Genomic DNA, 12,943 nt, shown 5'->3' with positions numbered 1-12,943 from the left:
GACATCGCGAGCAGGCTCGCTCCCACCGTTTTTGCTGCGCGCAAGACTTAGCCGCGTTTGTAGATGATTTCCTTGGTACCGCCTTCGCAGGTACCCACCACTTTGCCGTCAGCCGAAGTGCCTTTATCCACAGCAGTCAGCGAATAATGCGTGGCGCCGTTAGCCTCAATCTTCGCCGCGATTTCGCTTTTCAGCTCTTCGCACGGCTTGCCCGCTGCGAACGCTGTTCCTGCCAGACTCAGCAAACCTACAGCCAATAAAATCTTTTTCATCGGTGACATTCCCCGGTCAAAACGAAAAGGGTGCAACGCGGCATGTGCCGTGCTGCACCCAGACGGTGTAGCCGAGTTTATGGCAAACGGCCAGCCAGTAAGTTCAAAACGCCATCACCGTGTCAGCTACTGGCTATCCGAAAACCGACCTTGAGCGTCACCTGATAGTGCGCAACCTTACCGTCTTTGATGTGCCCACGAGTATCGATCACTTCGAACCATTCCAAGTGTTTGATGCTTTTATTGGCCTCGGCCAGTGCATTACTGATGGCATCTTCTATGCTGCTCGGGGACGAGCCTACCAGTTCAACTTTCTTGTAGGTGTGATGGTCAGACATAACGTTCTCCTTTGTCGTAGATCAAAGCCTAGCAGCGATTGTGCTAAATACTTTGTAGGCAATTTGAGAGGAAAAGTTCAGGCCAACTGCACTTTCTGAAATCTCTGTAGTCCGACTTAACAAGCACCTCACTCATCAATGCAGGAGAGCCCTAATGGCTAGCAACTCTTTACGTAAAGCCTCATTGCAAAGCATGGAAGCAGAGATCGAGAGCCTGCTCAAGTCTCTGGAAAGCCTCAAGCACGACGCTTCCGACGAATCCAAAAAGACCCTGGGTGTCCTCAAGAACAACGCCGAGAACGCGCTCAAGCACTCGCGCCATCTGCTCAGCGACGCCTATGAAGAAGTGAAGGACAAGACCCGCGAAACCGCTATCGCCACTCGCGAATACGCGCAAGAGCACCCGTACGCCACCGCTGGCGTTGCCATCGGCGCACTGGGTCTGCTGGCCGCATTTCTGTTGTGCAAACGCGGTAACTAATCGCGCGCAAGCTCAGCCTTGAGCCATTGCGCCAGTTGCCTGGCGCGCCCGTCTGCGGCGCGCTTGGGCAGCCATAACGCCAGTTGTGCCGGGGTTTGCTTGAACCCCCACGGCGCAACCAGGCGTCCCGCTTTCAGGTCCTGCGCCACCAAGGGTTCAGGAGCAATCGCCACACCCAGCCCCGCGACGGCGGCTTCAAGCATGTAGTACAAGTGCTCAAACCCTTGCCCGTATTTCAATTCCTTAGGCTCGATTGCGTTCTGCTGCGCCCAGCTCGGCCATGCCTGGGGCCGCGAGGTGGTATGCAGTAACGGTTCACCCGCCAGCACGCCGGCAGGTGCCTGACGCAGTTGCTCATAACGGGCATAGCGCGGGCTGACCACCGGGCCAATGCGCTCGCTGGCCAACTCGTACACCTGCATATCGGCAGGCCATGGCGGCTCGGCAAATACCAGCAAGGCGTCTAGCCCGGGGCGGCGCGGATCGAGATCGCCTTCACCGGCGGACAAGTGCAAGCGCAGGTCCGGCAAATCTGCATTCAACCGCCCCAAACGCGGGATAAACCAGCGCGCCAGCAAACTGCCCGAACAGCCGAGCACAAAAGGGGCATCGACCTGACCTTTAGTGAGTTCTGCGCACAGGTTTCGCAGACGGTCAAAGGCTTCGCTACTGGTGTCACGCAGACGGATGCCGGCGTCCGTGAGTTTCAGGCCGCGCCCTTCCTTGACGAACAGGCTCACGCCCAGGTGCTCTTCAAGTACTTTTAGCTGGCGACTGACCGCGCCGTGGGTGACGTTCAGCTGCTCGGCGGCCTGGCTGACGCTGCCCAGGCGGGCGGTGGCTTCAAATGCGCGCAAGGCATTGAGGGGCGGGAGATCGCGGCTCATGATATCTGTGAGTTTTCCTGACAGGTTACGGCGATCTTATCGGTTTTCATCCTGGGCTGTCGCGGGTAAAGTCTGGCCATCGACCTTCGTAACTTTTTATCTGGAGCGTCACATGACTCAATCCACTTTGCGTACCGGCCCTGATGCCAATGGCCTGTTTGGCTCATTCGGCGGCCGTTACGTGGCTGAAACCCTGATGCCGCTGATCCTCGACCTGGATCGCGAGTACGAGCTGGCCAAGAAAGACCCTGAGTTCATCAAGGAACTGGCCTACTTCCAGCGCGATTACGTGGGCCGCCCGAGCCCGCTGTACTTCGCCGAGCGGCTCACCGAGTTCTGTGGCGGCGCCAAGATCTACCTCAAGCGCGAAGAGCTGAACCACACCGGCGCGCACAAGATCAACAACTGCATCGGCCAGATCCTGCTGGCACGGCGCATGGGTAAAAAACGCATCATCGCCGAGACCGGCGCCGGCATGCACGGCGTGGCCACCGCCACCGTGGCCGCCCGCTTTGGTCTGCAGTGCGTGATCTACATGGGCACCACCGACATCGAGCGCCAGCAGGCCAACGTGTTCCGCATGAAGCTGCTGGGCGCTGAAGTGATCCCGGTAGTCGCGGGCACCGGCACCCTGAAGGACGCGATGAACGAAGCCCTGCGCGACTGGGTGACCAACGTCGACGACACCTTCTACCTGATCGGCACCGTCGCTGGCCCACACCCGTACCCGGCGATGGTGCGCGACTTCCAGGCCGTGATCGGCAAGGAAACCCGCGACCAGATGCAAGCCCAGGAAGGCCGCCTGCCGGACAGCCTGGTGGCGTGCATCGGCGGGGGCTCCAACGCGATGGGCCTGTTCCACCCGTTTCTGGATGACACCAGCGTCGAAATCATCGGTGTGGAAGCCGCGGGCTACGGCATCGAAACCGGCAAGCATGCGGCCAGCCTCAATGGCGGCGAGCCGGGCGTGCTGCACGGCAACCGCACCTTCCTGCTGCAGGACGACGACGGCCAGATCATCGACGCCCACTCGATTTCTGCCGGTCTCGATTACCCCGGTATCGGCCCTGAGCATGCGTGGTTGCACGACATCGGCCGCGTCGAATACACCTCTGTGACCGACGACGAAGCCCTGGATGCATTCCATAAATGCTGCCGCCTCGAAGGCATCATCCCGGCCCTGGAAAGCGCCCACGCACTGGCCGAAGTCTTCAAACGCGCACCCACCCTGCCGGCCGATCACCTGATGGTGGTCAACCTGTCCGGGCGAGGCGACAAAGACATGCAAACCGTGATGCACCACATGGAACAGTCCCAGCAGGAGAAACACTGATGAGCCGCCTGCAAACGCGTTTTACCGAACTCAAGGAACAAAACCGCGCGGCGCTGGTGACCTTCGTCACCGCCGGTGACCCGGATTACGCCACCTCGCTGGCGATCCTCAAGGGTTTGCCTGCAGCGGGCGCCGACGTGATCGAGCTGGGCATGCCCTTCACCGATCCAATGGCCGACGGCCCGGCGATTCAGCTGGCCAACATCCGCGCGCTGGGCAACAAACAGAACCTGGCGAAAACCCTGCAAATGGTTCGCGAGTTCCGTGAAGGCAACAGCGATACGCCGCTGGTGCTGATGGGCTACTTCAACCCGATCCACCACTACGGTGTGCCCAAGTTCGTGGCCGAGGCCGTCGCTGCGGGCGTAGACGGCCTGATCGTGGTCGACATGCCACCTGAGCACAACAGCGAGCTGTGTGACCCGGCGCAGGCCGCAGGCCTGGACTTTATCCGCCTGACCACCCCGACCACTGACGATGTGCGTTTGCCGACCGTGTTGGCGGGCAGCTCGGGGTTTGTGTACTACGTGTCGGTGGCGGGCGTGACCGGCGCAGGTTCCGCGACCACCGAACAAGTGAGCGCGGCCATTGAGCGCCTGCGTCGTCATACCGACTTGCCGATCAGCGTTGGCTTTGGCATTCGCACCCCCGAGCAGGCGGCAGCGATTGCCCGTCTGGCAGATGGCGTGGTGGTCGGTTCGGCACTGATCGACAAGATCGAAAATGCCGCGACCCCTGAACAGGCGGTGGATGGTGTGCTGAGCTTGTGCGCGGCGCTGGCAGAAGGCGTGCGTACCGCCCGCTGAGTGAATGCTGAACAAACTGTGGGAGCGGCGCTCCCACAATTAGAGTTCAGTGTTTTGCCTTACTTCTGCGTCCCGTCATCGTGCAGCAAGTTGGCCTGGGTCAGGTTGCAGCCCGCCGGCACACTGCGGGTCAGCCACACGTTGCCGCCAATGGTCGAGCCCTGACCAATGGTAATACGGCCCAGAATCGTCGCCCCGGCATAGATCACCACGTCATCCTCAACAATCGGATGGCGCGGATGACCTTTTTGCAGCTGGCCCGACTCGTCCGCCGGGAAGCGCTTGGCCCCCAGGGTCACAGCCTGATAGATCCTTACACGTTCGCCGATAATCGCGGTTTCCCCGATCACAACACCCGTCCCGTGGTCGATAAAGAAGCTGCGGCCAATCTGCGCGCCCGGGTGAATATCAATGCCGGTGGCCGAGTGCGCAATCTCTGCGCTGATCCGCGCCAGCAACGGCAACCCGGCGCGGTACAGATGATGCGCCAGACGGTGGTGAATCACCGCCAGAATCCCCGGGTAGCACAACAGCACTTCATCCACACTGCGCGCCGCCGGGTCGCCGTGGTAGGCGGCCAGTACGTCGGTGTCCAGGAGGGTGCGCAGGCCCGGCAACGCCAGGGCGAAATCCTGAATCAGCAAGGTGGCGGTGTCGCTGACGCCATCATCGGGCTGGCCGCTCTGGCGCGCCGCATAGCGCAACTCCAGCTTGGCCTGGGCCAACAAGGCATTGAGCGCTACGTCGAGGGTGTGGCCGACATAAAAGTCTTCACTCTCTTCACGCAAATCCACAGGGCCCAGGCGCATCGGAAACAATGCACCGCACAGGGCTTCAAGAATATCGGCCATCGCGGCACGCGAAGGCAGCTCGCGGCCCCCCTGCTCGCCACTGACACGCCCGTTTTGCGTGCGCCACTGGTTTCGCGCCGTGCGCAGTTGGCAGACGATGGCCTGCAATTGCCAAGGATTGGAACGATCACTCACGATGAATACTCCGCACGCTGGCGGCTGGGTTAACCAGCCGCGAATTGGCAATGATTTTACGGTATCAAAGAGTTTCTGAGTGGGGCAATGAGCGCTTAACGTCGACGCCAGGTGCGCCAGGCCACCGCAGCGATGATCAGCAACGCCAGCCCGCCCAGGATGGCCATGCTCAAGCCGTGGTAACTGAACAGCGGCTTCTCGATGCGCACATACCCGGGTTCGGCAAACAGCTCGCGCATCGCCGTGTTGGCCTGCTCAAGGCTGATGGCCTGGAGCTGCCTCGCCGGATCGGTGAAGTGGCCCTCGTCGTAGTCACCCAGCGAAGCCCAGTAGTAATCGGCCAGCGCGCTGTTGCCTTGCACTGTCCAAGCCTTGCGGGCAATGGCGGTGTTCTTGAGCCGGGCAAACACTTGCGGGTCCAGCCCGTCCTTGAGCAGTTGGGCCTTGAGTTGCTCCACAACCTGCCGGGCCTGAGGTACTTGATCGCGCTCAAGGTCTGCATTGAGGCTTAAAAAGCTCACGCCGCCGAACACCTCGCGCTCAGCCCATGGCCCGTAAGACAAGCCGTGCTTGAGCCGCAGTTCGCTGTACAGCGCCCACTCCAGATAATCGCGAAGCAGGCTCCAGGTTTCATCGGACTGCCCCTCGATCACCGGCTCCGGCAACAGCCAGTGCAGGGTCGCGCTATCACCGACGACGCCGCGCACCAGCTCGCGCTCGGCGTCGGCCTTGGCATCGATTTCGGCCAAGGGCCGGTGCTCGCTGGGCTTGACCGGCTCGAGAGCACCGTAAGTGCGCTCCAGATAGGCAGGCAGCAGCCGGTCAAGGTCGCCGACGATAATCAGCGTCATGTTGTTGGGCGCGTACCAGTTCTGGCGCACGGCCTCTAACTGCTGGCGCGTGAGGTCATGCACTTCGGCCCGCTCGGCGCATTTGAGACCCAGCTCAACCGCCAGCTGGTTGCTGGCGCTGTGGCCCAGATCTTGACGGTCCAGCCACCGCTGCAAGTGCGAATAGTGGCCGCCGTCTTCGCGCTCAACCACTTGCTTGGCGTCGCTGATACGTTGCTCGGTGAGCTGCGTATGGGTGAGCAGCCCCAGGAGCAGGTCGAGGATCTTGCGCTGGTTTTTGGCCGGGGCTTCGATCACAAAAGTGGTGTCGGCGCTGCTGGTAAAGGCGTTCCACTCGCCACCCAGGGCCTGCATTCGCTCCTCCAAGCCACCTTCGCCGGTAGCGTCGGTGCCACTGAACAGCAAGTGTTCCAGCAGGTGCGGCAATTGCTGATCGGCACAGGTGAAATCGTCCAGCCCCACGCCGACCACCAGGCGAATGGCCACGTGCCCGCGATCATTGCCGGGTTTGAGGATCAGTTGCAGACCATTGGGCAGTTGGTAGCCCTCAACGCTGTAACGATCAAGGGCAAAACCCTGACCCGCGCCGAGCAGCAAGCATATGAACAGCAGGCAACGCATAAAAAATCCCTGAATTCTCGAGTCCTTGAGCTGGTGCAGCTTAGCCGCTGCTTAACGACTGACAACAGCCCGGAGGGCAACGTTCAAGGAAAATGCTGGGTATCCGCGGTGGCATCCAGCTCCAGCGCACCGATCTCAGAGGTTTCCAGCACCACATAAGCACTGCCGCAGAACAACGAGTTCAAGCGTTTCATATCAGCAATCAGCTCCAGGTGCATGGAACTGGTCTCGATACTTTGCGTGATTTTACGCTGCAGACGACTTACATGAGCGTGGGCCAAACGCCGCTCCTGCGCGCGAAAACGGCGTTTCTCGCGTAGCAACTGGCGTGCACTTTGCGGGTCCGAATTCAGGAAGACGGTGAGCCCGAGGCGCAGATTGTCGATCAACTGAGTATGCAGGCCCACCAGTTCTTCCAGCCCTGTTTCTGAGAATGATCGGCGCTGCGAGGTTTTCTGTTGCTGCACTTTGCGCAGCATGCGTTCAATCACGTCACTGGCGAGTTTGAGGTTGATCGCCAGCTCGATGATTTCTGCCCAGCGCCGGCTGTCCTGTTCGCTCAAGTCCTCCCGTGGCATCTGAGCCAGGTAGAGTTTGACCGCGCTGTACAGCACTTCGACTTCATCGCTCAGGGTGCGCATTTCCTGGGTGATGGCCGTTTGCTTGCCGCGCAGTACGTCGAGCATATTGACCAACATGGTGTCGATCAGGTCGCCAATACGCAGGGTTTCACGTACCGCGTTGGTCAGCGCCAGGCTGGGCGTGTCCAGGGCGGTCGGGTCCAGGTGACGCGGTTTCACTACGCCATTGGCCTGCTCGCGTTCGGGCAGCAGCCAGGCGCAAATTCGCGCCATCACGCCTACCGTCGGCAACATCAGGAAGCAGCGAACGGTGTTGTAGAGCAGGTGAAAACCGATCACCAACTCCTGGGCGCTGTAGCTCAGGCTGTCCATCCAGGCCACCAGCGGATTGAGCACGGGCATGATCAGCAACAGACCGATCAGTTTGTACAGCAGGCTGCCCAGTGCCACCTGACGCCCGGCGGCGTTTTGCATGTTGGTACTGAGGAACGCCAGCACGCCGCTGCCAATGTTCGCGCCAATCACCAGACCGATTGCCACGTGCAGGCTGATCACGCCCGCGCCGGCCAATGTTGCGGTCAGCAGCACGGCGGCCAGGCTTGAGTAGGAGATCATTGCGAACAGGGCGCCGACCAGGGCATCGAGCAGGATGTCGCCGGTCAACGAGGCGAATATCACCTTCACGCCCTGGGCATGGGTGATGGGTGCTGCCGCTTCGACGATCAGTTGCAGCGCCAGGATAATCAGGCCCAGACCAATCCCGACCCGGCCCAGTTGCCCGGCGCGGGTTTGCTTGCGGGTCAGAAAGAAAATCACCCCCAGAAAAATCAGCAGCGGCGACAGCCACGTGAGGTCGAACGTCAGTACCCGGGCCATCAAGGCCGTACCGACATCGGCGCCGAGCATGGTTGCCAGCGCGGGGGTCAGCGCCATCAGCCCCTGGCCGACGAAGGAAGTCACCAGCATGGCGGTGGCGTTGCTGCTTTGCACCATGGCGGTGACCACGATCCCGGCGACAAAGGCGAACATGCGCCTGGATACGTTTTGCCCGATGACATGGCGCAGGTTTGTGCCGTAGACCCGCAGAATGCCGGTTCGGACGATGTGTGTGCCCCAGATCAGCAAGGCCACAGCGGAAAGCAGATTGAGCAGGGTCAGCATGCTGGCTCCCTGTAATAGATATGTCTAAGGATCAGATAGCTGCGGGCCGTTCCTACAGATGATTCTTAACATGTAGTCGGCAATTGAGCAGAGCGCCAGCATCGCATAGCGCGGGGAAGGTTGAAACACTGGCGGACGATGATGGCATTGTGGGAGCGGGCTGGCTCGCGATGGCTTCGATACGGTTTAACTCAAACACCGCGTCGTTTGCATCGCGAGCCAGCCCGCTCCCACACCGGAGGGGGTTAAAGCGTGCTGAACAGCGGGAATGTCCCCAACAGCAGCGCCGCAACCATGATGACCAGGCACACCAGAATGGCCCACTTGAGGGTGAAGCGCTGGTGATCGCCGAACTCGATGCCGGCCAAAGCCACCAGCAAGTAAGTCGATGGCACCAATGGGCTCAGCAAATGCACAGGCTGGCCAACAATCGAGGCGCGGGCCATTTCGGCTGCCGTGATGCCGTAGTGGCTGGCCGCTTCGGCCAGTACCGGCAATACGCCGTAGTAGAACGCATCGTTGGACATGAAGAAGGTAAACGGCATGCTCACCAGCGCGGTGATCACGGCCAGATAAGGCCCGAGCGCAGGTGGAATCACGGCCAGCAGGCTTTTCGACATGGCGTCGACCATGCCGGTGCCGGACAGGATGCCGGTAAAAATACCCGCGGCAAAAATCAGCCCGACCACCGCCAATACGCTGCCGGCATGGGCGGCAACGCGGTCTTTTTGCTGTTGCAGGCACGGGTAGTTGACGATCATCGCAATACTGAACGCGACCATGAACAGCACCGGCAAAGGCAGCAGGCCGGCAATCAGCGCGATCATCAGCACCAGCGTCAGTGCGCCGTTGAACCAGATCAGTTTTGGCCGACGGGCATCAGGGTATTGCGAGACGCTGATTTCGCTGTGATCGATTTCATCGCCATGCAGGTGCAACTCGCCCAGACGCGCACGCTCACGTTTGCCATAGAACCAGGCGATGGCCAGGATGGCGACGCAGCCTGCAAGCATGGCCGGGATCATCGGTACAAAGATGTCCGAAGGGTCGACATGCAGCGCACTGGCAGCGCGTGCAGTCGGGCCGCCCCAGGGCGTCATGTTCATCACGCCACCGGCCAGAATGATCAGGCCCGCCATGATCCGCGGGCTCATGCCGATGCGGCTGTAGAGCGGCAGCATGGCGGCCACGCAAATCATGTAAGTAGTCGCGCCGTCGCCATCCAGGGATACCACCAGCGCCAGCACCGCGGTGCCGACCGAGATCTTGAGCGGGTCGCCCTTGACCAGTTTGAGGATCTTGCGCACCGCCGGGTCAAACAGGCCGGAGTCGATCATCAAGGCGAAGTAGAGGATGGCGAACATCAGCATCACCCCGGTCGGGGCCAGCTTGGTAATGCCTTCGAGCATCATCGGGCCGATTTTTGGCGCAAAACCACCAAAAACGGCAAACAGGATGGGTACCAGAATCAGAGCGATCAGGGCAGAAAGGCGCTTGGTCATGATCAGGTACATGAAGGTAATGACCATGGCAAAGCCAAGGAAGGTCAGCATAAAAGTCACCCTTATTGTTGTAGTAGGGCTCTGACCGCGTGTTATGCGCATGCCAGGCCAACCGGTCTATTGCCGGTGATGACCCGATGCTAGTGGGGGAAGCTTTCAGCCAGCTGTCGCTGGTAAAGAATCTTACAGGAGGGCTATTTGGAGAATCTCTGTGGGAGCGGGCTTGCTCGCGATGGCATCAACGCGGTCATTTAGTTAAACCGCGTCGTTTGCATCGCGAGCAAGCCCGCTCCCACAAATAATGTGTGTGGTGCCAGGCTTTAATCCAGCTTCAGGACTTTGGCCAATACGATTTTCGGGCCTTTCATCTTTTTGATGATAATGCGCAGGCCTTCGACTTCCAGCTGCTCTTCTTCGGCAGGCACCCGCTTGAGGGTGTCGTAGATCAGGCCTGCGACGGTTTCGGCTTCGATGTGGTCAAGGTCTACACCCAGCAGGCGCTCGATCTTGAACAGCGGCGTGTCACCGCGTACCAGCAGTTTGCCGGGCTGGTAAGACAGAATGCCGCGCTCGGCCTTGCGGTGTTCGTCCTGAATGTCGCCCACCAGCACTTCCAGCACGTCTTCCATGGTCAGGTAGCCAACGACCTTGCCGTCAGCCTCTTCGACCAGGGCAAAGTGGGCGCCGCCCTTGCGGAACTGTTCAAGCAATTGCGACAGCGGCATATGGCGCGATACGCGCTCCAGCGGGCGGGTCAGCCCTTCCAGGTTGAACGTCTCGGGCAGGTGGTCAAGGTCGGCCAGCTCAAGCAGCAGGTCCTTGATGTGCAGCAGGCCAACAAAGGTGTTGGTCTCGGCATCGTAGACCGGGTAGCGGCTGAACTTGTGACGACGGAACAGTGCCAGGATTTCCTTGAGCGGGGCCTTGGAGTCCAGGGTCACCAGGTCTTCGCGGGAGTTGGCCCAGTCGACCACTTCCAGCTCGCCCATTTCGACGGCGGAAGCCAGCACGCGCATGCCTTGGTCACTCGGGTCCTGACCACGGCTGGAGTGCAGGATCAGCTTGAGTTCTTCACGGCTGTAGGCGTGATCGTGATGAGCACCGGGCTCACCTTGACCGGCAATGCGCAAAATGGCGTTGGCACTGGCGTTGAGCAGGTAGATCGCCGGGTACATGGCCCAGTAGAACAGGTACAGCGGCACGGCGGTCCACAGCGACAGGGTCTCTGGCTTGCGAATGGCCCACGACTTGGGGGCCAGTTCGCCGACAACGATGTGCAGGTACGAAATGATGAAGAAGGCGGTAAAGAACGATACGCCCTTGATCACTTCAGGCGACTCGACACCGATGGCGCCCAGCAGCGGCTCCAGTATGTGCGCGAAGGCCGGCTCACCGACCCAGCCCAGGCCCAGCGAGGCCAGGGTGATACCCAGCTGGCACGCCGACAGGTAAGCGTCGAGCTGGTTGTGAACAGTACGCAGGATCTGCCCGCGCCAGCCGTTGGTATCGGCGATGGCTTCGACCCGGGTCGAGCGCAGTTTGACCATGGCAAATTCGGCCGCAACGAAAAAGCCGTTGAGCAAAACCAGGATCAGAGCAAAAAGAATCATGCCAAAGTCGGCGAAGAGTGTTGCGAGGGTCAAACCTGGGGAAGGGTCCATGATGGAGTTTTAAGGGTTCCGTTGTTTCAAATGAGGGGGATATGGCCAAGCAATGTAGCGGCAGATGCGATCCTTGCCTAGTGGGAAAAGGCCACAGGGCCTAGTCGACCAGCAGCTGCGGCTTTGAATGTGTCACCTGGGCCGGGGCGAAATGGCACGTAAAGGTGCTGCCATGGCCCAGCACGCTGCTGATCTCCAGGTGCGCACGGTGGCGCAACAGCACATGCTTGACGATCGCCAGGCCCAGCCCTGTGCCGCCTGTACTGGCGTTGCGACTGGAGTCCACCCGGTAGAAACGCTCCGTCAGGCGCGACAGGTGCTTGTTGTCGATACCCACACCCGAGTCCTGGACGCTCAGGTGCGCGCCCGCCTTGTCCGCCCACCAGCGGATGTGGACCTTGCCGCCATCCGGGGTGTACTTGACCGCGTTGAACACCAGATTGGAAAACGCGCTGCGCAGTTCGGCCTCACTGCCTTTGAGCGAGGCCTGCGCCTCGACCTCCAGTGTGATCGTCTGGTTACGCTGCCCGGACAGCGCCTGGGCGTCGCTCTTGATCGAACGCAGCAACGCATCGATGTCCACCGGCTGGTTGTCCGAGGGGTAGTCCGTGGCTTCAAGCTTGGCCAGCAGCAGCAAGTCGTTGAGCAAGGTTTGCATGCGCTCACCCTGTTGCTGCATTTGCGACAGGGGGCGTTTCCAGCGCGGGTTCACGTCGTCGACATTATCGAGCAGGGTTTCCAGATAACCGCAGATCACCGTCAACGGCGTGCGCAGTTCATGGGACACGTTGGCGATAAAGTCTTTGCGCATTTGCTCCAGCTGATGAATCCGGGTGACGTCGCGCACCAGCATCAGGTGTTCGTTGTTGCCGTAGCGAGTGATATAGAGCTGGATGCGCAGGTGATCGTTGACCGGTGAAGGGATATCCAGCGGTTCGCCGTAGTTGCCTTGCTCGAAATATTCCTTGAAGCGCGGATGGCGTACCAGGTTGCTGACGGGCTGGCCGCTGTCCTGAGGCGTCTTGAGCCCCAGCAGGGTTTCGGCGGCGCGGTTCCACCATTCCAGGTTGCCGTCGCTGTCGAGCATCACTACGGCGTCCTTGAGGGCAGCCGTAGACTCCTGCACCCGATCGATCACCGCTTGCAGGCGGCCACGGACCCGCTGATCGCGGCGTTGCAGGTGGTAGATACTGTCAAACACTTCGCCCCACAGGCCGTAGCCATCGGGTGGCGCTTCGTCGGGTTTATGCTGGCGCAGCCATTCATGCAGGCGCAACAACTGCTTGAGGGTCCAGCCCAGATAGAACGCCAGGCCAATGGCCAGACTCCAGCCGTAATAGCCACTGAGCAGCCCGACCAGCAGGCAGCCTGTGACCAGAAGCAACAAATGACGAATCAGAGTGCCATGCCAGTTTCGATTCACGTCGCGCGGGTCCTTGCTTGCCGTTGGATCAGATAAAGCC

General features: G+C 60.4%; 12 protein-coding genes. 3 read left to right on the top strand and 9 right to left on the bottom strand.

The genetic code is table 11. From position 1 onward, the window contains the following. Positions 1-47: 47 nt before the first annotated feature. Complete coding sequence (locus tag ACZRMS_RS11190; protein ID WP_019828311.1) at positions 48-272, bottom strand: DUF1161 domain-containing protein; 225 nt, start codon at positions 270-272, stop codon at positions 48-50. A 122-nt stretch (positions 273-394) separates the two neighbouring features. Next, entirely contained in the window at positions 395-610 is a 216-nt protein-coding gene (locus ACZRMS_RS11185; protein WP_019828312.1) for a dodecin, read from the bottom strand. A gap of 154 nt (positions 611-764) precedes the next feature. On the opposite strand from ACZRMS_RS11185, the gene ACZRMS_RS11180 reads away from it, so the two are divergent. Next, positions 765-1,091, top strand: coding sequence for an ElaB/YgaM/YqjD family protein (locus tag ACZRMS_RS11180; protein ID WP_048361451.1), 327 nt, complete (start codon positions 765-767; stop codon positions 1,089-1,091). On the opposite strand, the gene ACZRMS_RS11175 is transcribed toward ACZRMS_RS11180, so the two are convergent. Then, positions 1,088-1,978: a LysR family transcriptional regulator gene (locus ACZRMS_RS11175; protein ID WP_463995404.1), complete on the bottom strand. Its 891-nt coding sequence runs from the start codon at positions 1,976-1,978 to the stop codon at positions 1,088-1,090. The genes ACZRMS_RS11180 and ACZRMS_RS11175 overlap by 4 nt on opposite strands. Before the next feature lie 112 nt (positions 1,979-2,090). On the opposite strand from ACZRMS_RS11175, the gene trpB reads away from it, so the two are divergent. Together trpB and trpA are read left to right on the top strand one after the other, a co-directional pair. Further along, positions 2,091-3,311 carry a tryptophan synthase subunit beta gene (trpB, locus tag ACZRMS_RS11170; RefSeq protein ID WP_463995403.1) on the top strand — a complete coding sequence of 407 codons (1,221 nt, stop codon included), beginning with the start codon at positions 2,091-2,093 and terminating at the stop codon, positions 3,309-3,311. Continuing rightward, a complete protein-coding gene (gene trpA, locus ACZRMS_RS11165) occupies positions 3,311-4,117 on the top strand; it encodes a tryptophan synthase subunit alpha (RefSeq protein ID WP_463995402.1) in 807 nt (268 codons plus the stop codon). The genes trpB and trpA overlap by 1 nt, the downstream gene beginning before the upstream one ends. 59 nt (positions 4,118-4,176) lie before the next feature. On the opposite strand, the gene epsC is transcribed toward trpA, so the two are convergent. The 6 genes from epsC to phoR all read right to left on the bottom strand — a co-directional run bounded on the left by epsC (position 4,177) and on the right by phoR (position 12,903). Further along, positions 4,177-5,103 carry a serine O-acetyltransferase EpsC gene (epsC, locus tag ACZRMS_RS11160; RefSeq protein WP_463995401.1) on the bottom strand — a complete coding sequence of 309 codons (927 nt, stop codon included), beginning with the start codon at positions 5,101-5,103 and terminating at the stop codon, positions 4,177-4,179. A gap of 95 nt (positions 5,104-5,198) precedes the next feature. Then, positions 5,199-6,575, bottom strand: a complete 1,377-nt coding sequence (locus ACZRMS_RS11155; RefSeq protein ID WP_463995400.1) for a M16 family metallopeptidase — start codon at positions 6,573-6,575, stop codon at positions 5,199-5,201. A gap of 83 nt (positions 6,576-6,658) precedes the next feature. After that, on the bottom strand, positions 6,659-8,317 hold the full coding sequence (locus ACZRMS_RS11150) for a Na/Pi cotransporter family protein (protein ID WP_463995399.1): 1,659 nt from the start codon (positions 8,315-8,317) through the stop codon (positions 6,659-6,661). Positions 8,318-8,562: 245 nt separating this feature from the next. Continuing rightward, positions 8,563-9,870 carry a CitMHS family transporter gene (locus ACZRMS_RS11145; protein ID WP_463995398.1) on the bottom strand — a complete coding sequence of 436 codons (1,308 nt, stop codon included), beginning with the start codon at positions 9,868-9,870 and terminating at the stop codon, positions 8,563-8,565. A gap of 269 nt (positions 9,871-10,139) precedes the next feature. Next, entirely contained in the window at positions 10,140-11,480 is a 1,341-nt protein-coding gene (locus tag ACZRMS_RS11140) for a hemolysin family protein (protein WP_463995397.1), read from the bottom strand. 100 nt (positions 11,481-11,580) lie between these two features. Continuing rightward, entirely contained in the window at positions 11,581-12,903 is a 1,323-nt protein-coding gene (gene phoR / locus ACZRMS_RS11135) for a phosphate regulon sensor histidine kinase PhoR (RefSeq protein WP_463995396.1), read from the bottom strand. Between the last annotated feature and the right edge of the window lie 40 nt (positions 12,904-12,943).

It is taken from the genome of Pseudomonas sp. B424, from assembly GCF_055408345.1.
Note: the sequence above shows the minus strand (reverse complement) of the source record. Positions and strands in the feature narration are given on the sequence as shown.